Origin of the sequence: Curtobacterium sp. S6 (assembly GCF_000710345.2) — a bacterium.
In the GTDB taxonomy this organism is placed as follows: Bacteria; Actinomycetota; Actinomycetes; order Actinomycetales; family Micrococcaceae; genus Rothia.
Genome location: NZ_KL537415.1, coordinates 215369 through 236288, shown reverse-complemented (window position 1 = coordinate 236288; position 20920 = coordinate 215369). Strand labels below are relative to the sequence as shown.

The following is a 20920-nucleotide window of genomic DNA, read 5'->3' as shown; positions in this document are numbered from 1 at the left end:
CTACCCCCTATTGCGCACATTGCCGACCAAAGCGGCAAAAGTGTTCGGCGCGAGTCTCGGCACTCCTCCGTATCGGCCCAAGAGATACCGGCGGGCGACATTCGCGTCGGGGTGTTTGGGGAAGTCCGCGAGGCACGCGACCTCCGTGGCGCCGTCGTAGGACTTGTCGGTGAACCAAATCTGCTCGGGGTCGAGCGCCACCTCACTCAGTGGAGAGAGCACGTACGATTCGTGACTGGTGAAAACCAGCTGGGCGTTTCGCGTATTAACCGTGGGATCCGCGAATGCACCCAGCAAGACTTCGAGCAGGTGCGGATGAAGGCTGGAGTCGATCTCGTCGACCAGAAGCAAGGTCCCTCCGCGCAAAGCCTCCAGCGCCGGTACCGCGGTTGCGAGCCACGCAATGGTGCCGTCGCTTTCATCCTCAATAGAGAATTCAGGACTATTCTCGCCGTTACCTCGGTGCGTAAACACGAGATATCGTGATGCCTGAGAGAACTCGTCGTTCTCCAGGTCTTGACCGAGATCGGCATCATCGGTGTCGAATTCGTCCCGGAACTCTTCGCGAACCGCACGCCGCAGTTGCTGAATCGCTCGGCTCACCGGCGAATGCAAAGTACACCCCGATTGGTGGGGCAACCTCTCTCAAAGGAGTGTCGTGGTACCCGTCAGTATCTAACATGCTTCCTCCAAAACGGAGCTTAGCGTACGCTAGGACTCGTATCCACCTATCGCAACATCAAGCCAGTTGATTGAACTACAGTCGGGGCACGAGTGCTCGCCTACCATTTGCCCCCCGTAGCCTCATGGCGGCTTTCCTCTGCAGAGCATAGGGACTCACCCCACCGGCAAAAGGGAATAGGAAGCATCGTGCACATATCACGTGTATCGCTAACCAACTATCGCAACTTTGCGCGAACTAACGTCGCACTCACTCCTGGCGTTAACACCATCATCGGTGAGAATGGATCGGGGAAATCAAATCTCTTTCGTGCCATACGCCTCCTCCTCGACGACACTTTCGCGACGCGGCGCCACGACCTAAGGGATACCGACTTCCACCGAGGCCTGAGCGACTGGCGCGGTCACTGGATCGTAATCAAGATCGAGTTTGGTGACGTCAGCGACGATGAGGCAGTCCAATCGCTCTTGTTACAACACACTGCGGACGATTCTACAGGAGACACCGACCGCGCTACGTACGCTCTAGTATTTAGGCCCAATACACAAAAGAGGAACGAGCTCTCCACCTTGACGACCGGAGACCACAAGGGCCTATTAGCGTTACAGGAAGCGATCACACTTGACGATTACGAGCGAGTTCTCCTTGGGAAAATGAGCGTCGACCTAACCAACCCAGATGAGTACGCTCGGATCGTTGGTGACTTCGATAATGTCATATTTCCTTCCACTAAAAACAATTCATTGCCGAATTACACCGCGGAGACCGGAGTTCCTGTCCAGCGAGACATGTCTCTATGGCGCGAGTTTTCACTCTCTTATGTGCCCGCGCTTCGGAACGTCGTTGCTGATTTCAATGACCCTCGGAAGAACCCGCTTCGAACGCTCCTATCCATCAGAAGCGAAGAAATTCCTGAAGGCGACTTTGACGATATCCTGGAAATGGTCCGAGAGCTCAATGAAAGCATTGAGGGCAGGGATGACGTTCAGGACGTAACAAGGGGGATTAAAAAGACCTTCAAAGATGCAGTTGGTGAAACCTATTCGCCAACATCAATGAAGATCCAGTCTGAACTTCCCTTGAAGTCCTCCGACCTCTTCCAATCGCTCAAACTTTACGTGAGTGAACACGGAGACTCTGCGCTTCGAGGGTTGCACGAAATGAGCCTCGGTGGTGCTAACCTCGTTTATCTAACCCTGAAGCTTCTCGAATTTGAGTACCAATCAAAACGTCAAGCAATCGCCAACTTCTTGCTCATTGAAGAGCCTGAGGCACACATTCATACCCACGTACAGAAAACGCTATTCAACCGTGTCACTTTCGAGAACACACAAATCATATACTCGACTCACTCCACGCACATATCCGAGGTAAGCGAAATCCAACGAGTAAACGTATCTCTCGCGCGAGGGTAGCTCGTGGGTTGCGCTCCAACCGTCAACAGGCCTCGGAGCGAGTGAAGTGCAGTCAGCTCAACGCTTTCTCGATGCCATCCGCTCAAACCTTCTTTTCTCCCGAAGCGTTCTGCTGGTCGAGGGTGATGCGGAAGAAATCCTCATACCGAGCTTAGTGAAGAAAATCTACGGCATAAGTCTCGACGAAATCGGCGTTAGCTTAATCAACGTTCGTAGTACGGGATTCAATAATCTCGGTAACCTATTCCACGAAGATCGCCTTCGAAAGCGATGTGCAATCGTGACCGATTCCGACGCCGCGTTCTTCAGTTTGGCTCCAGTCGATGGCGATTCAGACGCTGTCGCCCAACGCAAGAGGACAGCAGAATCTTCAGCCAAATCCGGGCGAGATCGGAAGGCATCGCTTGATTCGTTCTCAAGGGACAATCCTTACCTCCAAGTAGAGTACGCACCGCACACCTTCGAGGTTGATTTCGCGGACGCTTCTAAAGCGAACCGGGAAATTCTCGTGTCGACCGTCAACAGCATCTATACACGAGAAGATCCCCGAGAGTCGAAAAAGCAGTCGCTGCGCACCGACGTGATTGCTCAGTACGGACAAGCGGTCCTCTATCTAGCCGAGAAAGTAGGAAAGGGGTGGTTCGCGCTACTGGTTAGCGACCATCTCGACGTTGCCGACCCACACTGCGGACCTGTACTTCCTAATTACATACTCAATGCGCTGGCCTTCGCGGCCGAAGTTCTACCACGCGAAACCTGGGCACGCATCATCGATTATCGCATCGGCAAATGGGAGGAATCCGAGACCGTGGACGAGGACCAGATCCACGGCGGACGGGAGCTGCTCAAGCAGTTCACACACGAACAATTCGATCTCGACTCCGTGCTCTCAGAAATAGAACTCATGCCCGAAGTAGATGATCGTCTTCTGCAACTTTTACGGGCATTCGAACAGCGAAGCTACCGTGGATAAACTAAACCAGGAACAACGAGAGGCTCTGGCGGCCGAAGGGGACGTTCTCGTAGTAGCCTGCCCCGGAAGCGGAAAAACACACACACTCATTCACAAGATCGCAGCGGAACTTTCACAAGTCACCTCACACCGAGAGTTCGTCGTTGCCCTTACCTATACTCACATAGCGGCAGAGGAAATCCGTGACCGCATTGAGGCCATGGGGGTCGACATCAGTCAGCTCTGGGTAGGTACCATCCACAGCTTTTGTTTCACCTGGATACTACGTCCTTACTCCATTTATCATGAGAATCTCCGAGACGGATTTAGCGTGGTCGACACGTTCGAGAGCGAAGAGCTCCTGAAAGAAATTGCAAAACGTCATCCACCACTGAGGTCGCAATACGATTGTAAGTACCACGCAACCGATCGCGGGTTCTCCCCCGATAGAGGCATTCCAAGTGCGAACATAATAGCCGTCCAGTCGTCTATAGCGGAGTATCACGAACGCTTGCTTGAACAAAAGAAGATCGACTTCGAGATGATGCTCAAGTTTGCGCATGATTTAATCATCGAGCACCGACCCATCGCTAAGCGACTCAGCAAACTCTTCCGCGTCATCGCCATCGATGAATATCAGGATACGAGAGATATCCAGTACTCAATTATATCGCGCATAATTAGAGAAAAAGAGTGCAAAACGAAATTGTTCATTGTAGGTGACCCCAACCAGGCCATATTTGGGTCCCTTGGTGGCGTCGCCAGGACAGCCGATGAAATCAGCGCTTTGATCGGACGACCAGTGAAGCAGCTAACCCTGAAAAACAACTACCGATCCTCACAACATATCGTCGACTATTTCAGCCACTTTGCTGTCAATCCGCTACAAATCCAAGCGACCGGTCAACATCGAGAACGGCATGGAGATCTGGTACACGATACGACAATCGATAAATCGGGACTCGTTCAGGCAATTTCACAGCTCATTAGGCATAACGTTGAGGTGCTTGGCATCCCGCCAGAGCAAATCTGTATCGTCGCCCCCTGGTGGATACACCTAGCCTCAATCACGAGATCTCTCGTTCAAGCACTGCCTGAATACGACTTCAACGGCCCTGGACTATCGCCATTTGCTGAGAATCGCGACAACTTCTGGTACAAAGTAGCGCGGCTCGCTCTAACCGATTCGGCACCAGACCTATTCCGACAACGGATCCGTTGGGCACGCGAGGTCTTGGATGAATTGGCAAAAGCTGGACATGTTCATGATTTGAGTCCTAGGGATTTCTTGAAGGTAACCAACGGCATTCAGGTACGAGCCTCCAGAGGGACTGAGTATCTAGCGGAATACTTCGACAACCTTTCTAGGTCATTTAATCTCGCCATCAGGCCAGACTCTGAGCTGTCGATTCAACGTCAAGGCTTCTTTGATAGGACATCCAACAGAATCGCTCGCATCCACAAGGAGGAGAGCATCAACGTTGATGATATTGAAACTTTTCGGGCCGTTTTTCGCCCTAGAACCGGAATCGTCATCTCCACCATTCACGGCGTCAAAGGCGCAGAGTTCGACTCTGTCATAGCCTTTGGTTTGCTTGAAGGTTTAGTCCCTCACTTTGGCGAGCCCGCCCATAAGAAGTTGGATTCAGCAAAGAAGCTCATGTTCGTGATTGGGTCACGAGCTCGCCTGAACCTCTACCTCATTTCGGAAACTGGTCGTGGTCGTCCAGGTTATCCGAGGTACCAGAGTAACGTGCTTAGATCACTTGCCACCTATGATTACAGCTCCCGTTCGATCGTCGACCCGTCACTACGTTGATGTCGGGTGGCTATTAGATTTTCAACTCTGTCGCGACGACCCTTCTGCTCATAGAATTGCACGTGGATCGACTTGGTGAAGCCGACGGGGTCGATTCAGAGCATCTTGAACGTGTTCCAAATGCGCTGAATGACCAGGAGATGCGACCAGCCCAGTCCTCAGGTCTCGATTTGTTCGCGGAGATGGCAATGCCATTGAGGCAAGAGCCGGCGAGGAGCGTCACCGGAACGCCTCATTTTCAGGCCCCGACAGGTGTCGTGTAGATCGCGTCACGCGGGATGTTCTTCGGAAGCCACACCTGCGGGAAGGCGTCGCTCATTTGGCCGAGATTCCAGGGCGCGCAAGTCTAGGGGGCCGCCCTCCCGACTCGTTGCTCGCAACAAGTGAACTTCTTTGAGAGGGCCTTCTGCCGTGGGCTCGGACCGAGCCATCGACTGGAACTACGGCGCGTATATGTATCTCTATCCAGCTATGGTTCTACATCTAGCCTGAGAATTTAGGAAGGAACAAGGGGAAATCCGACGGTGGCGCCGCGCCCAGGAAGGACGGTTCATGGCGCTCGTTATTCTCAGTCTTGATGCCTTTTTCCATCAAAGATTTAGCGATGCCCACCAAAGGTAATCCCGGTGAAAGGCTTTTGCTGGAATGCAACCGAAATTGTCGACCAGCCGCTGGACCGCTGACTGGAACGATGCATCGCAGAGAGGACGGACCCAGCTCTGGACCAGCTCGCGATCCGTCAACGAAAAAGAGGATCGACCGTTCTGATGGAGTTCCAACGTTCGGTGTCCCGATCACTTTCCAGGAGATCCCGTGAGTTAGGCAAGTTCCCGAGCGATTCTCCACGGAAACCGTCGTGGTCCACCTCTAAACCGTGAGTTGCTGCCAACAACGGTAAACGAAGTTCAACTCATAGGAACTGGACACCGTTTGCTCGCTTCCATCGAGATAAAACGGCAACCACCACACCGGCCTAAACGCCTGCCACATGCCGGCAGAACAATCGCTTGCTTCGATGATATACAACCAAGGCATCGAGAATAACCGACTTACCCGTATCATCCCCCCACAGAAAGTGCCTTCAATTTGGAACGTCGCCGCCCCGACTCACCATCCCTGGACTGGAGTGTTCTCGACGAGGGGGCCCGTGAAGTTAATCGTGATTTCATCACAGATGCTCTTGTGGTTGCGGACGGTGAATCCCAGGCGAGTCATGCAATGAATATGGCACCTGTAATGGTCCGAGGTAAACGTTTTTCAAATAAATTGCGACTCTTAGATCGTACGGCCGTCGTGACTGACTCTCATGTTTTTAACTTGTAGCTCAGACCAGTCACCACTCCCAATTCAGACTCTCCGTACGTCGCAGGACACACCGCCAATCGGGGTTCAACCCGTGAACGCCCAGCCCTCCGCCGTCAATCGAACGTCGATACTCTCGTATAGATGTGCTCGTTCTCTCGAGGTTCTGGAGTAGAGATGACTTCATTCGTATTAAGCTACGCCAGGAGTCTGAGTATACGTACCTATGCCTGGGATTGGTCTCTGACTAGCCGTAGGGCCGGTCGAGGATCTTCCACGCCGAGGACCTCACGCACCCGCGCAGGGTGCCACCTCAGTTCTCGTGCAAGATCAGCCTGTCCAAAGCCTGATTCATTGGCTAGCTCGGCCGCCTGTGCAAGCATAGTGGGCACTTCTCCCGGATAGGCTTTCACGGGTTCAGGCGTTTCCAGTCCCGAGCCACGCAACTGATTCAGCTTCTGGTACCCGCGACGGATCGATGCATCAGAAACAGTGCCGGTCTCCTTCATTCGCAACAGCAACGAGTCTATGGAAACACCCCAGTGTCGCGACAACTCGTCCAGTCTCGGCAGATCCACCCTCCGAGGCAGCATGTTCACGATCTGCGCTCCCGGTGTAAGAAACTCCGCCGCGAACTGGTCAGCTTCGCGTTCCTGCTGTTTATCACCTGGTGCCGCCTCTCCATGTAACAGCAGGTGCCCAAGCTCGTGCGCGACCGTAAACCTGTACACAAACACGGACTTTGCCCGTTCCGGAGTGACGACGATGATAGGCCTTTCCAGGTGCGACGTAGAAAACGCGCCCACGCGAGCAACATCCGCGTTCATCATGGAGAGCAGGCTGACAACAATCCCGTGCGACTCTGTCAGGGCGACCAGATGCTTCACCGGCTTCACGCCAAGGCCCCACTGCACGCGAAGAGCCTTAGCTGCTGAAAGCGGGTCCATCTGACCTCGATCTATCGAAGGTAGATCAACCTCCGGGAAACGGACCTTCTTCTCCAGTGCGAACGTCAGCTCCCAAACCTGTTCGATAAAGGCGATGGCCTTCGCGCGGTCCCGGGCGGACGTCGAACGCAAGCTTCGAAAGTGCGCACGGGAGCCGTCCACTCGACCAATTGGGCGGCCAGCTGCGAAGTATTCCACGGGAACGTGTAAGGCCTGAGCTATCACGGGAAGGAGATCACGTCGCGGCGTGGAAGCCCGTGATTCGTACTGACCGATGGCCGAGGGCGTCACTCCGACGAGTTCGGCGAGCCTTGCCTTGGAAAGACCTGCCGCAAACCGCGCCTGCGTCAAACGTGCAGGATCGAAGTTGAACGCGACAGCTTCGAGATGAGGACGCCCAACTTGCGCGCCCAGAGAGAAGAGGGTTTCCCGATCATCCATGAGTACCTCCACCCGCTTCCTCCGTCTTCACCCCCAGCTGAGGGCGCGGGATAGGCCCGTCAGAGAAGCCCTGGCCTTCTGCGGACTCGATAGCCACCAGCGAGCCCAATCCAATATCGAGCAAAGACTCCATCATCTCAAAGGTGAGGGAGCCGTCAATTCCCAGTGTGGCCTCGCCCCAGTCGATGCTGTGAAGTGCAGACGGGTTGCTCGCGAAAGGCACAACAACCACACGATGAGATGAAAGTGTCTCCTCGAGTTTCGCGGCTTCGCTCGCGACAAGCAGACGCTCTTCTTCACTCAGTTCTGAGTGTTCGAACTCAATGTCGAGATGCTGCTGTGCGACGTCTCGTTCCTGCGTGAATAGTGAGATGCGCGATTCTGAAACTGCGAAAGGGCGCGATCCGATGTCCGTGGATCGATCCCTGGCGAAGCGCCAGGGGAACAAGACCACGCCATTGAATGAGACCAGCCTGTAGCCTCGCCGTGGAACGATCTCAGCAGATGGAAGCTGCCCGAGCACCGAGACGAACTCATCCAGACACTTACGCCATATCTGCCCATACACCCCGGTGTGCCTCATGTCAGCTTCCGCCTGCGCGTTCGCCATCTTCTCGTGGCAGTTGCGAATAATGGCTGGGATTTGCTCCCGAACCAAGACGCCGTCAACTCCCAGTGTCCGTAGCGCCCATGCGCGCCCCTCATCGATCGCCACCTCGGGCTCCCTTCACTATTCTGCGCCTAGATTACCACATCACTTCATTTTCGAACCTAGAACGCTCAGACTGCTCCCCGCCTCAATATGTACTTCCGCGAAGAGCGCCTGCCTTTCGGCATCCCGCCCACGGGCCAGAGCACCTCACCAACGGGAATATAAGTTCGGTCGCGATCTCATCACGTGTTCTGAGATGGTTGTGAACGGTGAACCTGCGAACGAAATTCGCAGTGTGCAGTTTGTCGAGGAGTTCGATCCATGCATCTATGGAGATTCGTTGCACTCGAGACGTCCACTCGCCACTCTGCGTTATTGACTACTATCCCGCGTCGTCACCGCTCCCGACTCAGGCTCTCCGCACGTCGCAGAGTAAACACCGCCAGCAGGAACCCCACGACGGCCCACGCCGCCACGGCCAACACCCAGACCGCGGCCGGTTCCCGGAGAACCTCCACCTGGTACGTCAAAGGGTTAAAAGCCGCGACGATTCCGAGCCATCCGCCAGAAATCGGATAGAACAGCGGCGCCGCCAAGATGACCGGCAGCGACGTCACCGTGACCACCAAGTCACGAGCAGCATACGAATTGATCTTGCCTCCGAGGGCCGCCCCAAACCCGCTCCACCCGATCACGAGGAGAATTCCCAGCCCCGCCAACGACGACATCGACCCAACATCGGGCGCGGAACCTCCGAAAACCAGAAATGAGCACAACAACAGCAGAATCAATTGCCCCAGGAACACCGACGACGCAAAAATCACGATGCTCAGCATGTAGCCCATAGTCGACCCACCCTGCAGGGCGTAGATGGCAAACACGCCCCACTTACGGTCATTGGAGACATCGCTCATGCTGGCCGTCGCGGCTCGGAAGGACAATAAGCAGACCATTCCGGCAAGGATGAATTCGGCGTACGGCCCGGTTCGATCTTCTAATGCCCCTTGAAGGCCCGCGGACAAGAACAGTAGGTATGCGACCGGTTCGATGAAACGGCCAAGATACGAATTTCGCCAATTCCACAGGGACGCGAAATGGAATTTCGTGAGGATGAGCGGGCGCATCAGCGAGAGTCCTCCTTCAACTGCTGGTAAACGTCCCAGAGGTCTTCCGTCGGTCGCGATGAGCACGCCAAGTATTCGTCGACGGGCATGTCGGCGATCATCCGTCCCCCGCTGATCGCAACCACGCGAGTGCAGTGGCCGGAAAAACGCGAGGTTTCGTGGGTGCTGATCAGCGCGGCCGCGCCATCCCGTCGACGGTCATCGAGGTACCCAAACACCGCCTCGATGCCTTCAGGGTCCAATCCGGTGGTGGGCTCGTCGAGAATCATCAGCTCGGGATCCCCCGCTAAGGCGCGGCCAATCTGGGTCCGCCGCAGCTCCCCGCCCGAAAGCGTTTGAGCCGTCTTATCCAAGTGGGCATCCAGCCGAAGCGTTTCGGCGACTTTGGCTACCACCGCGCGAGATTTCCGACGAAGCGCAGGTTGGCGCAGCTCGAGACCTAATGCGATGTTCTGCCGCACGGTCAACGACCAATCCACGATTTCGCGCTGTGGACACCATCCGATACGTGTCCGGTCGACGTTGATCGTCACGGTTCCTGAAGTGGGGCGTGACAAACCACCGATCATGTCGAAGAGCGTCGACTTGCCGGCTCCGTTGTGTCCAACGACCGCAATCACGTCACCCGGGTAAATGGCGAGATCCAAGCCGTCGACGGCCGGTCTCTCGCGTTTCGGATATTTCTTGACCAGGCCCATCCCGGTCACCAAGGGCTCCATCACGATTCCCCTTTCACACGGCCTCGACGATGAGACCGCACTGTTAATTGGGCAGGAAGAGATAGGCAAACCGCAGTGTCACAAGCTTCTGGCGGGTTTGCCTCTATAAGGGGCCTAGGGCCCCGATGAAAGATTCGCGACGGTGCTCAGGCTGGCGCTTCCTCGAGGGAAGGGCCGTCGGGGGTTTTTCGCGATGGTCGGTGCGATGGGCACGACCAAGCGCCCCCAGGAGACCGAGACCGTCAGGAACCGGACTCGGCGCCCGGGATACGAATCGCGAAAATCTCTGAGCCTGTTCTCATCGTGAAACCCTCTCAAGAACCGTATGAGCGGTCGCGGCGCTTGCCCCCAAGAATGATGAGGCACCGATAGACCAGCGTCCGCGAGAAAGGATGTTATACAAGTCACCCATGAGGGACAAGGTCGCCCGCAATATAGGAGATTCACCGGGCATAACGCCGTCGTAATCATCACCCACATAGCCTCGCGGCGATCACCGCGAGGCTATGACAGCGCCCCTCGAGTCACGCAGGCGACCCGAGGGGCATCAAGGTATTGGAATTACATCCGGCTCAAGGACATCTGGCCGGCCTTAGTGTAGAACCGCGCCGAGAGCTGCTTCGGTGCCGTGTCGTCCTTCTCGATCCAGTCGACGCAGTAGAAGCTCGAGACCATATCCTGCGGCGTCACGGTCACGTGGACGTACCCGCGGCGACCGTCGTACTGCTTGACGTACGGGTGGTCCAGCCAGTCGCTGGTGTTGCTGTCCGTCTTGGCGCCGTCGCCGTCCGAGGCGACCGAGGTGCACACGAGTTCGACGCCGAGGGTTCGGCTGTTCTGGTCGTTGAAGTCTTGCTTCAGTTCGGCCGCCGAATGCTTGTGGATATCTCCGGAGAGCATCACCGGATTGGAGGCGCGGTTCATGACTTCCAGCATCCGCTCGCGGGCCGCGGGGTACCCGTCCCATTGATCCGTGCGGTCATCGGTGATGGGCGTGAGCACCACGCCGTTGGCCAGGATGTTCCACGTCGCGGGGCTGGTCTGCAAGGAATTCGCGACCCAGGCTTCCTGATCCGGACCCAAAATGGTCCGGTCCGGACGTGTCCGGTCGGCCTCGTCCTTCGGGGCCGGGTCACGGAATTGGCGGCTGTCCAGCAGGGAAAAGCGAATGAGATTGCCGACGTCGATCTTGGTGGTGATGTCGCTCGAGTCGCCCTGGGGCAAGGCCTCGACGTCCAGCGGCATGTTCTCGTAGAACGCCCGGTAGGCCGCCGCGATCCGCTCGCGGAAGTTGGGGTCCGGGGTCGACTCCGCCGGGAACTTGCCCGTGTAGTTGTTCTGCACCTCGTGGTCGTCCCAGATCACGGCGCAGGCGGCCCGCGCGTGCACATCCTGAAGGTGCGGATCGGTCTTGAACAAGGAATACCGGAGGCGGTACTGGGCCAACGTCTTGGTCTCCACGCGGTGGGCCGGACCGACCTCGGCGCCCTGGCGCGTGAGGTTCTTTTCGGTGATGCCGTACTCGTAGATGTAGTCGCCGAGGAACAGCACGAGGTCCAGGTCCTGCTCCTGCGCGAGGTGCTTATGCGCGGTGAAGTGCCCGTGGTACCACGCCTGGCAGCTGACAAAGCCGAAGGAGAATTTGGAGAGCCCCGTATTCGCCGCGGGAAGGGTCTTAAAACGGCCGACGCGGCTGATCTCGGTGCCCACCCGGAACCGGTAGAAGTACTCGGTGCCGGCCTGGAGCCCCTCGACCCGCGGATGGACCGCGTGGGACAGCTCGGGCTGCGCCAGGGCATCTCCCTCCTTCTCGATGCCGACGAAGCCCTCGTCCCGAGCCACCTGCCAGTTCACCGTGATCGGCCGCTGAGGCATGCCGCCGAGGCCGTCTTCGGCCAACGGCTGCGGGGTCAGGCGCGTCCACAACACCACACCGTCCGGCCGAGGGGCGCCGGCCGCAACTCCCAACCCAAAGACGTCCTTGAGATCGGGTTCCGCGACGAATTCCTGCCCCGGAGTCTCGGCGGCTCGGGCGCCGGAGAAGTTGATCCCCAGGGCCAGGGCCGTGGCGGAGACGCCGCTGAGTTGAAGGAGCTTCCGACGATTGAGTCCCGAACCGTTTCCGGACGATGCGTTCTGCACTGTGAATACCTCACTGAATAAACGATTGATGTGCGATGCCACATCAAGGTATCCATCGAGGATGACGCCGAAGAGACGTACAGACAGCGTCGATATTCACTATCGCGTCACAACATATTGGGCGTCATAATATTGAAGCGATGAACGTTCCTCGTGTATTCGCGAGGCATTATCAACGACCGGGTCACGGCGTCGCCTCCCCCGCAATGAGCGGGCTTCCCCGGAATCTCGGGGGATTCAAAGAAACGGCGGCGACCATTCCTATCACACGCGAAAACATCGATCTACCGTCGAATAATGCATTTCCGGAAACCTTTCATTCGAATCTTATCTATAAGCTCACATATCCTCTCCTCGCGGAGGCGACGAGCGCGTGGAGGGGGTTAACCCGTCGGCAACCGCATGAACCAACGCAATTTATCCGCATTTTCCGTCGCAGTTCGGGCCAGGGGATCATGCGGCCCGGTAGCCCGGTCGGCGAGCCCCACGCCGGCACCCCACGGCACCGCAACTACCAGCCACCTGGAGCCCGCCGACCTGGGAACTTCCTCATGATTCGGTCACGAGCGAATAACGCCCATTCACGGCGGCAACCCACCACGGGACAGAAAACGACGGCGCTGGCCCGGAAGCGCGCGGAATTGATCATTTTGTGACCGATCAAGGGCCGCATCACGGGCTCGTCTACCCCCAAAAATCAGGGGTTAGCGTGGGGAACGCCTGATCTTGCACATGGATTCAGGAACGTTTCGACCAAGGAGTTATCTCATGATCCGCACCCAGCACCTCACCCGTAAGGCATCCATGGCCGCCGCCGGTGTCGCGCTCGCGCTCGGTGCCGGCGTCGTCTCGATGGGGCCCGCGCAGGCCACATCCGCTCCTTCGTCCGAGGCGAAGGCCGTCAGCACGCAGAGCACCCCGCAGGGCGTGGAGCAGGCCGCGCTGGTCCGGTCCACCGAGAACCCCACCACGTACTTCCTGAAGGTGCCCAATACCGACGGCCCCGGTGAGTTGCCGGCCCCGAACGGCACCTACGACGTCTCGATCACCTCCGGTGACCAGCACGAGCAGCACCGCGTCGAGGTCAAGGACGGCGTCGTGGACCTCAAGGATTCTCACATCCTTCAGACCGCTCAGTTCGACCCCTACATCAGCATCACCTGGGTGGGCTGAGTCCCTTAAGCTAGAACCACACTGAGGGCCGTTACCGCATCACCCGATGCGATAACGGCCCTCTTTCATATTTCAAGGTCGAGACGACCCCGGGAGTAGGCTGGCCCTCATGCTTCGCCCCATTTTTTGGCCGGTCATCGTGCCGTCTCTGCTTTTCGCCGTCGGCGTGGGGGCGACCGTACCCGTGCTGGTCCTCTCGGCCCTGAGCCTGGGCGCCAGCGATGCCCTCTCGAGCGCCGTGGTCTCCCTGATGGGTGCGGCCAGCCTGCTCTTCACGGTGCCGGTGGGCATCCTGATCGACAAGATCGGCGACCGCAAGGCCATGATCTTCGGCACGAGCGCCGCCGTGGCCATCACGGCCCTCCTGGTGCTCTCCCTCTCGGGCTCGGTCGCCAAGCCCCTGTCCCTGATCTTGTACATCGTCCTGCTCATGCTCCTGGCGCCCGTTCAGGATATTTGGGGTCTGGCACGCCAGGCGGTCGTCGCGGAGAAGATGCCGGCGGTCCACATGGGACGGGCCATGACCGCCCTCGGCGGAACCCAGCGCGTGGGCAACTTGATCGGTCCCATGATCAGCGCGATGTTGCTGCTGTGGTTTCCACTGTGGTCGGTCTACATTTTCAGCGCTCTCTGCGCCGTGCTGGCCGTGATCGTGTTGTGCGTGCCGGCCCTCAACCGCGGTTTCGACGCCGTGCCGAGCCAGACCACGGCCTCGACGCCGGTGGTCAATCCCGCGGAGGGCCCGGCACCGAGCAAACTCGACGTCCGATGGAAGGCCGTCCTGCTGGCCGGCGTGTCCGTCACGATCCTTTCCCTCGCCCGGGCCGTCCAGCCCATGATGATCCAGCTGTGGGGCGTACACATCCACCTGCACGAATCGGGCATCTCGTTGCTCGTGGCCCTCGGGGCGGCGCTCGAGCTGGTGTTGATGTTCCCCGGTGGCTACATCAAGGACTGGCTCGGGAGATCCGCGGTTCTCATCGTCTGCCTGGTGATCTTCGGGTCGGGCTTCCTCGTGATGTCGGTTCAGCCGGTTCTCCTGTGGACCATCCTCGCGGTGATCGTGATGGCCATCGGCAATGGGCTCGGCGCGGGAGTCAACATGACCATCGGCGCTGACCTCAGCCCCAAGGTGGGGCGCGCCAAATTCCTCGGTATCTGGGCGATCTTCAACAACTCCGGCAAGCTCGGCGGACCCGCCCTCGTGGCGGGCCTGCTGGCCGTGGCCACGCTGCCGCTCGCTCTGGTCTCCACGGGGGTTCTCACGATCGCCGGCGCGGCCTGGATGGGGCTCTTCGCCTCGACCGTCAAGCTCCCCAAGGGGGTCAAGGAGCGTCCCGCGAAACGGCGGTGACCCGTCGCGCGGCGGTAGTGTCGTGGCATGCCCTTCTCGGAACCACGCACCACGACCGACCGCACCGATCAGAGCCTGCCGGAGGAACACGCCGTCGCCGTCCGGGACGCTCACCTGCACAATCTGCGCCACGTCTCCACGAGTTTTCCGCGAGGTCAGCTGGTGGCCTTCACGGGCGTCTCGGGGTCGGGGAAGTCCTCGCTGGCCTTCGGAACCATCCACGGTGAATCCCAGCGTCGCTACCTCGAATCCATCGCGCCCTTTGCCCGGCGGCTCATCGGGAGCACCATGGACCCGAGGGTCGAATCGCTCACGGGGTTGCCACCCACGGTGGCCCTCGAGCAACGCACCAGCGGCGGAGGCGCGCGGTCCAGCGTCGGGACGATCACCACGCTCTCGAACGGCATCCGCCTGCTGTACTCCCGCGCGGGCGATCACCCCCGCGACGTCCTGGATCGCGGTTCGGCCCTTCACGGCGGCAGGCTCCTGGCCGAGACCTTCAGCCCCAACACGCCGGAGGGAATGTGCCCCCAATGCCACGGCGCCGGCACCATCCACGAGCCCACGGAACGCTCGATGGTTCCGGACCCCAGCCTGTCGATCAACGAGGGCGCGATCCAGGCCTGGCCGGGGGCTTGGCTGGGGAAGAATTTCCACGACATCGTGCGCACCCTGGGCATCGCCGACATGGATCTTCCGTGGCGCGATCTTCCCCGCGAGACGCGCGACTGGATCTTGTTCACCGACGAGCAGCCCGTGGTCGAGGTGCACCCGGAGCGCGGCGTCGACCAGGCGCACGGAACCTATAAGGGCCGGTGGCAGTCGGTCAACCGTTACCTGTTGAAGTCGGTGGACCACGCCAAATCCGAGAAGACGCGAGCGCGAGCCCTGCGTTTTCTGGACACCTTCACGTGCCCGACGTGCCAGGGGCACCGGCTGAATCCGGATGCCCTGCGGGTCACCTACCTCGGGCAACCGATCTACGAGTTGAACGCGCGATCGGCCGAGGAAATCCTGGAGCTCCTTTCGGCCCGTCGGATCGAGGTGGGCAAGCTGCCGGACAGCCCCGAGATCGAGGCCGAGCGCTTGTTGTTGCCGAACGTGGTGCCCGTCCTCGAGACCATGGTCGGCCTGGGCCTAGGCCACCTGAGCCTGGACCGGGCGGCCCAAACGCTGTCCACCGGCGAGATGCAGCGGTTACGCCTCGCCGCGCAGCTGCGCTCGGGGCTCTTCGGCGTGGCCTACGTCCTGGACGAGCCCTCCGCGGGATTGCACCCCAGCGAGAAGGGGATCCTGCTGGATCTGTTCCAGCGATTCCTCGATGAGGGGAATTCGGTCCTCTTGGTCGAGCACGACATGCGCCTCGTCGAACACGCAGACTGGGTGGTCGATGTCGGGCCGGCGGCCGGGGTGGACGGCGGCCGGATCCTGCACTCGGGCTCGGTCGAACAGCTGGCAAACGTCCCCGATTCCGCCACGGCCCCGTACTTGTACAGGGGGCATCCGACGCCTCGTGGCGACGAGGAGACCCGCACCCCCACGGGAGAACTGACGTTGCGTGGCATCTCGGTGCGGAATATTCGCGGCGTCGACGCCTCGATCCCGTTGGGCGTCCTGACCGCCATCACCGGCGTGTCGGGTTCGGGCAAGTCCACGCTGCTCGGCGACGTCATCGCGCCGGTCCTGCGTCACAGCGTTCGGTCGAGCGTCCTGGACGACGAGGCGGTCGAAAACGTGGACCTGGCCGGCGCGGAAGGCACGGAGGCGATCGACCGACTCGTGCAGATCACCCAGAAGCCGATCGGCCGCAGCCCGCGGTCCTGCCTGGCAACGTACACCGGCCTGTTCGACCGCGTGCGCAAACTGTTCGCCGGCACCACCGAAGCCGCCGCGCGCGGCTGGGGCATCGGCAGGTTCTCCTTCAACGTGGTCGAAGGACGCTGCCCGACGTGCCAGGGGGAAGGCCAGATCGAGGTAGAGCTCGTCTTCCTTCCGGGCAGTTACTCCCCCTGCCCCGACTGCCACGGCGCCCGCTACAACCCCGAAACCCTCGAGGTCACCTGGAACGGCAAGACCATCGCCGAGGTCCTCGATCTGTCCGTGCGGGACGCGCTCGGCTTCTTCGAGGAGGACCGGCTGGTCTCCCGCGCGCTCAAGGCCCTCAACGCGATCGGGCTGGGCTACCTGACCCTGGGTCAGCCCGCGACGGAGCTATCCGGCGGAGAGGCCCAGAGGATCAAGCTGGCGACCGAACTCCAGCGCGCTCCCCGGGGACACACGATGTACCTGCTCGACGAGCCGACCACGGGCCTCCACCCCGCGGACGTGGACCTCCTCATCGCGGAGCTGAACCGGCTGGTGGACCAGGGCAATTCGGTGGTACTGGCCGAACACGACCTTCGGGTCATCGCCGAGGCGGACCACGTGATCGACCTCGGCCCCGGGGCCGGCGATCGTGGGGGCCGTGTTCTCGTCGCGGGAACGCCGGCGGAGGTCGGGTCCTGCGAAGAATCCGTCACGGGCCGGTGGCTGGCGGCATCCGAGACCCGGTAGAGCGCGCCCTACCGGACCGGATACACCCGGCTATCCCCCAGGATCATCGGCAGCTCCGCTGATCTCGAGGGGCTCCGCAACGAGCATGGAGACATGACCACTTATCTCGCTCCACGCCTGAACGCGCAGGGCCTCTTCAAGGCCTTCTCGTCGACGCGCGCCCTCGACAACGTATCCGTCACGATCATGCCCGGAGAATCCGTGGCCATCATGGGCCCGTCGGGTTCCGGCAAGTCGACCCTGATGCACATCCTGTCCGGCATCATGGCGCCCGATCACGGCGGCGTACAGCTGAACCTCGGGTCCGGAACGGCCCCCGTGGAGATCTCCGCGATGTCCTCCGAGGCGCGGGCCACGCTACGCCGGGACAGCATCGGGTTCGTTTTCCAGGAAGGCCTCCTCCTGCCCGAGCTGACGGCCATCGAAAACGTCGCGATGGCCCTCATGGTCTCTGGAACGGACCGCGCCGAGGCCGAACGCGAGGCCGCCCGCTGGCTCGCCGCGTTGGGCCTCGGCGGCATGGAGAACCGACGGCCCGGTGAGCTCTCGGGTGGTCAGGCTCAACGGGTCGCCATCGCCCGGGCGCAGGTCACCCAGCCCGACGTCGTCTTCGCCGATGAGCCGACCGGCGCCCTGGACAGCGACACCTCGCATCAGGTCCTGCGGGCCCTTCTCGAATCGACCGCCTCCCGTGGTGCCTCCCTGGTGATCGTCACGCACGACCCCGAGGTCGCGGCGGGATGCTCCCGGACCATCCGGCTCAACGACGGCCACGTCGTCGACGACGGGCTGGGAGGCCGGCGATGATTCCCCTCTTCCTCCGCAAGACCTTCGAGGACCGCGGAACCTGGATCCTGCCGGTCACCGCGTTCATGATGACCAGCGCCATCTGGTTCATCGTCCTCGGCGGAGCCCGATACCTCATGTCGATCCCGGGCGAGAACGGCCTGATGTACGGCACCTGCGCCGTCCTCGCCCTGTTGCTCCTGGTCATTCCCATGGCGGCCCTCATGTCGTCGGCCGGCAGGCTCATGGCACGTCAAAGGGACCGACGCCTGTCCACCCTGCGCCTTCTGGGCGCCTCCAAGTCTCAGCTGCGGGCCGTGTCCGTCGCAGAGGCCTCCGTGCTGGCGAGCGCCGGGATCGCCCTGGGTGTCATCTTGTACCTTCTCTTGTCTCCGCTGGTGGGGCTGGTCCATTTCAACGGCGATCCGATCGGAGCCTCCGGGTTGTGGATGGGTCCCGGCCTGCTGATTGTCGGGATCCTCGCGCTGCTCGCGCTCGCGGTCGGCAGTTCCCTCCTGGGCCTCAGCCGGGTGCACATCACGCCCTTGAGCGTGCGGTCCCGCACGACGCCGAGAAGAGTTCGCCGCACCCGGTTGATCGTGGCCGTGGTGGTATTCCTGCTGGCGCAGGTCATGATCGCGGCGGTCGGCGGCCTCGCCGGGGCCTTCATCCTGATCTTCCTCGTTCTGGCGATGGTCGTTCCCCTGCTCGGGATCAACTTCCTGGGGCCCCTGGTGCTGAAGTGGGTCGCCACGCGACAGGCGAAAAAGGCCCGCACCGCCGTCACGCTGATCGCCGCGCGCAATGTCCTCGAGTCGCCCCAGGAAATGTGGCGTCAGGTCGGCGGCGTCGGGTTCAGCATCTACTTGGCCGTGGTCGCCGGGTCCGGAATGGCGATGATCTCGGCGGGCTCGGGTCCCAATGCCAGGCCGGAAGAGGTGATGCTCAACAACGACATCCAAACGGGCGTCATCCTGGCCCTCGTCATTTCCTTCGTCATGGTGGCCGCTTCCGTGAGCATCAACCAAACGGCCCAGGTGCTCGACCGTCGGGAGCTCTACGTCGCCCTGTCACGGGTTGGCATGTCCATCGCGGACCAGGCGCAGATCCGGCAGCTTTCGGTCATGAGGTCCCTGCTGACGGTCATGATCATCACCGTGGCGATCGCCTGCGTGACCGCGGCGCCCATCGTCGGGGGCGCGATGCTCATGAGCCCCCTGACCCTGCTGGTCATTCTGGCGGTCTTGTTGGCCGGGATCGGCATCGTCTGGGTCGCCACCGTGGCCACCACCCCGACCCTTCGCCGGGTCGTGCAGGCATAGGCGACGCTGCTTCCCGGGCCGGACCCTCGGCCCGCCCCGGGATGCCGGCCCTAGGCGTCGTCCCTGAACTGATTCCGGATCTCCTGCGGCGTGACCACGGGGATCTCGGCCGTGAGCGGGCGCTTCTGGCTGATCAACCGGCGCTTGACGAACTGCCAGGCCACGGCCAAGAAGATGAACCACACCGGGCTCAGGTAGGCCGCGATCCGCGTGTCTTCGCTCAGGGTCAAGGTGAACGCGATGAAGACGAAGAACACCAGAACGACCCACGGCGCGATCGTTGACAGCGGCATCTTGAATCCGGAGGCCCGGTGCCGCTCGGGGTGCCGACGCCGGTAGATGATGTAGCTGACCACGATCGAGCCCCAGGTGAACAGGATGTCCGCGGAACAGATCGAGCTGACCACCGTGAAGGCCTGGGTCAAGGCGTCCCCGCCCAGCAGCAGCGGAATCGAGGCGAAGAGGAACACCGAGGTAAAGAAAACGGCGTTCCGGGGCACTCCCCGCCGGGTCGTCATGTTCAGGACCTTGGGGGCGTGTCCATCCTTGGCGAGACCGAAAGACATGCGCGTTGCGGAATATACGCCGGAGTTTGCGCTCGACGCCGCGGAGGTCAGCACCACCAGGTTGACGACCAAGGCCGCCCCCGCGAACCCGGCATTGCCGAACATGGTGGTGAACGGGCTCTGCTCCGGGTCGATGTGGTTCCACGGCGTCACCATCATGATCACCGCCAGCGAGCCGATGTAGAAGATCACGATGCGCAGCAGGATCGAGTTGATCGCGCGCGGAAGGTTACGGTGCGGGTTCTCGGTCTCGGCGGCCGTCGTACCCACGAGCTCCATGCCGATGAACGAGAAGATCGCCAGCTGGAAGCCGAGCATGAACCCGGTGAACCCGGTCGGGAAGAAGCCGCCGTGCTCCCAGAGGTTCGATACGGCCGCCCGAGTCCCGTCGCCGTTCTCGTAGCCGCGAAGAATCAGCACGATACCCACGAAGATCAGGGCAAGGATGGCCACGATCTTGATGATCGCGAACCAGAATTCCGTCTCCCCGAAGGCCTTCACGGGCTGAAGGTTGAGGGCAATCAGGCCGAGCGCCGTAATGAGCGCGGGTAGCCACACCGGAACATTGGGCCAGAAGTACTGGATATAGGCGGTGACCGCGACGAGGTCGGCCACGCACCCAACCACCCAGGAGAACCAGTAGTTCCACGAGACCATGAACCCGGCCCAGGGACCGATGTTGTCCTTGGCGATATCGCCGAAGGTCTTGTAGTTCAGGTTCGACAGCAACAGCTCGCCCAGCGCCCTCATCACGAAAAACAGGATGAAGCCGATGACCGCGTAGACCACCAGCAGGCCGGGGCCCACCACGTTGGTGAGCTTCCCGGAGCCGTAAAACAGGCCCGTGCCGATAGCTCCGCCGATGGCGATCAGCTGAAGGTGTCGATTCTTGAGCCCTCGGGACAGGTTCTCGGTGTTTTCCGGTGCTGACTGATCGCTCATGGTCCGCCTCTCAGGGGGGGTGGGGGGAA

15 protein-coding genes are annotated in these 20920 nt (G+C 60.4%); 8 read left to right on the top strand and 7 right to left on the bottom strand.

Annotated elements, in window-relative coordinates:
- Positions 1-603: an AAA family ATPase gene (locus CURSPS6_RS11995; RefSeq protein WP_160319802.1), complete on the bottom strand. Its 603-nt coding sequence runs from the start codon at positions 601-603 to the stop codon at positions 1-3.
- A 267-nt stretch (positions 604-870) separates the two neighbouring features.
- On the opposite strand from CURSPS6_RS11995, the gene CURSPS6_RS11990 reads away from it, so the two are divergent.
- The 3 genes from CURSPS6_RS11990 to CURSPS6_RS11980 are packed head-to-tail and all read left to right on the top strand — an operon-like array spanning position 871 to position 4868.
- Positions 871-2097, top strand: coding sequence for an ATP-dependent nuclease (locus CURSPS6_RS11990; RefSeq protein WP_051687998.1), 1227 nt, complete (start codon positions 871-873; stop codon positions 2095-2097).
- Positions 2098-2143: 46 nt separating this feature from the next.
- On the top strand, positions 2144-3070 hold the full coding sequence (locus CURSPS6_RS11985) for an ATP-dependent endonuclease (protein WP_051687997.1): 927 nt from the start codon (positions 2144-2146) through the stop codon (positions 3068-3070).
- A complete protein-coding gene (locus CURSPS6_RS11980; protein WP_030016527.1) occupies positions 3063-4868 on the top strand; it encodes a UvrD-helicase domain-containing protein in 1806 nt (601 codons plus the stop codon). Before CURSPS6_RS11985 ends, CURSPS6_RS11980 begins: the two co-directional genes overlap by 8 nt.
- Positions 4869-6394: 1526 nt before the next feature.
- Here the strand turns inward: CURSPS6_RS11980 and CURSPS6_RS11975 are convergent.
- The 5 genes from CURSPS6_RS11975 to CURSPS6_RS11955 form a co-directional block, all read right to left on the bottom strand.
- Positions 6395-7558, bottom strand: coding sequence for a helix-turn-helix domain-containing protein (locus tag CURSPS6_RS11975; RefSeq protein ID WP_030016526.1), 1164 nt, complete (start codon positions 7556-7558; stop codon positions 6395-6397).
- Positions 7551-8273: a hypothetical protein gene (locus CURSPS6_RS11970; RefSeq protein ID WP_030016525.1), complete on the bottom strand. Its 723-nt coding sequence runs from the start codon at positions 8271-8273 to the stop codon at positions 7551-7553. Before CURSPS6_RS11970 ends, CURSPS6_RS11975 begins: the two co-directional genes overlap by 8 nt.
- 332 nt (positions 8274-8605) lie before the next feature.
- Positions 8606-9334, bottom strand: coding sequence for an ABC transporter permease (locus CURSPS6_RS11965; RefSeq protein ID WP_030016521.1), 729 nt, complete (start codon positions 9332-9334; stop codon positions 8606-8608).
- Complete coding sequence (locus tag CURSPS6_RS11960; protein ID WP_160319801.1) at positions 9334-10032, bottom strand: ABC transporter ATP-binding protein; 699 nt, start codon at positions 10030-10032, stop codon at positions 9334-9336. The genes CURSPS6_RS11965 and CURSPS6_RS11960 overlap by 1 nt, the downstream gene beginning before the upstream one ends.
- Before the next feature lie 582 nt (positions 10033-10614).
- Positions 10615-12195, bottom strand: a complete 1581-nt coding sequence (locus tag CURSPS6_RS11955; RefSeq protein WP_030016519.1) for an alkaline phosphatase D family protein — start codon at positions 12193-12195, stop codon at positions 10615-10617.
- 768 nt (positions 12196-12963) lie between these two features.
- On the opposite strand from CURSPS6_RS11955, the gene CURSPS6_RS11950 reads away from it, so the two are divergent.
- The 5 genes from CURSPS6_RS11950 (at position 12964) to CURSPS6_RS11930 (ending at position 19383) form a co-directional block, all read left to right on the top strand.
- Complete coding sequence (locus CURSPS6_RS11950; protein WP_030016517.1) at positions 12964-13368, top strand: hypothetical protein; 405 nt, start codon at positions 12964-12966, stop codon at positions 13366-13368.
- A gap of 109 nt (positions 13369-13477) precedes the next feature.
- A complete protein-coding gene (locus tag CURSPS6_RS11945) occupies positions 13478-14722 on the top strand; it encodes an MFS transporter (protein ID WP_082470565.1) in 1245 nt (414 codons plus the stop codon).
- Positions 14723-14749: 27 nt separating this feature from the next.
- Positions 14750-17275: an excinuclease ABC subunit UvrA gene (locus CURSPS6_RS11940; RefSeq protein WP_082470563.1), complete on the top strand. Its 2526-nt coding sequence runs from the start codon at positions 14750-14752 to the stop codon at positions 17273-17275.
- Positions 17276-17368: 93 nt separating this feature from the next.
- Positions 17369-18082 carry an ABC transporter ATP-binding protein gene (locus tag CURSPS6_RS11935; RefSeq protein ID WP_030016511.1) on the top strand — a complete coding sequence of 238 codons (714 nt, stop codon included), beginning with the start codon at positions 17369-17371 and terminating at the stop codon, positions 18080-18082.
- Positions 18079-19383 carry an FtsX-like permease family protein gene (locus CURSPS6_RS11930; protein ID WP_030016510.1) on the top strand — a complete coding sequence of 435 codons (1305 nt, stop codon included), beginning with the start codon at positions 18079-18081 and terminating at the stop codon, positions 19381-19383. Before CURSPS6_RS11935 ends, CURSPS6_RS11930 begins: the two co-directional genes overlap by 4 nt.
- Before the next feature lie 50 nt (positions 19384-19433).
- Here the strand turns inward: CURSPS6_RS11930 and CURSPS6_RS11925 are convergent, their stop codons facing one another.
- Entirely contained in the window at positions 19434-20891 is a 1458-nt protein-coding gene (locus CURSPS6_RS11925) for an amino acid permease (RefSeq protein ID WP_051687994.1), read from the bottom strand.
- Between the last annotated feature and the right edge of the window lie 29 nt (positions 20892-20920).

Excerpts from the sequence above, each read along its gene's own strand:
- CURSPS6_RS11975 (WP_030016526.1), bottom strand. The coding sequence starts at position 7,558 with ATGGATGATCGGGAAACCCTCTTCTCTCTGGGCGCGCAAGTTGGGCGT.
- CURSPS6_RS11965 (WP_030016521.1), bottom strand. The coding sequence starts at position 9,334 with ATGCGCCCGCTCATCCTCACGAAATTCCATTTCGCGTCCCTGTGGAAT.
- CURSPS6_RS11960 (WP_160319801.1), bottom strand. The coding sequence starts at position 10,032 with ATGGGCCTGGTCAAGAAATATCCGAAACGCGAGAGACCGGCCGTCGAC.
- CURSPS6_RS11930 (WP_030016510.1), top strand. The coding sequence starts at position 18,079 with ATGATTCCCCTCTTCCTCCGCAAGACCTTCGAGGACCGCGGAACCTGG.
- CURSPS6_RS11940 (WP_082470563.1), top strand. The coding sequence starts at position 14,750 with ATGCCCTTCTCGGAACCACGCACCACGACCGACCGCACCGATCAGAGC.
- CURSPS6_RS11945 (WP_082470565.1), top strand. The coding sequence starts at position 13,478 with ATGCTTCGCCCCATTTTTTGGCCGGTCATCGTGCCGTCTCTGCTTTTC.
- CURSPS6_RS11950 (WP_030016517.1), top strand. The coding sequence starts at position 12,964 with ATGATCCGCACCCAGCACCTCACCCGTAAGGCATCCATGGCCGCCGCC.
- CURSPS6_RS11935 (WP_030016511.1), top strand. The coding sequence starts at position 17,369 with ATGACCACTTATCTCGCTCCACGCCTGAACGCGCAGGGCCTCTTCAAG.
- CURSPS6_RS11925 (WP_051687994.1), bottom strand. The coding sequence starts at position 20,891 with ATGAGCGATCAGTCAGCACCGGAAAACACCGAGAACCTGTCCCGAGGG.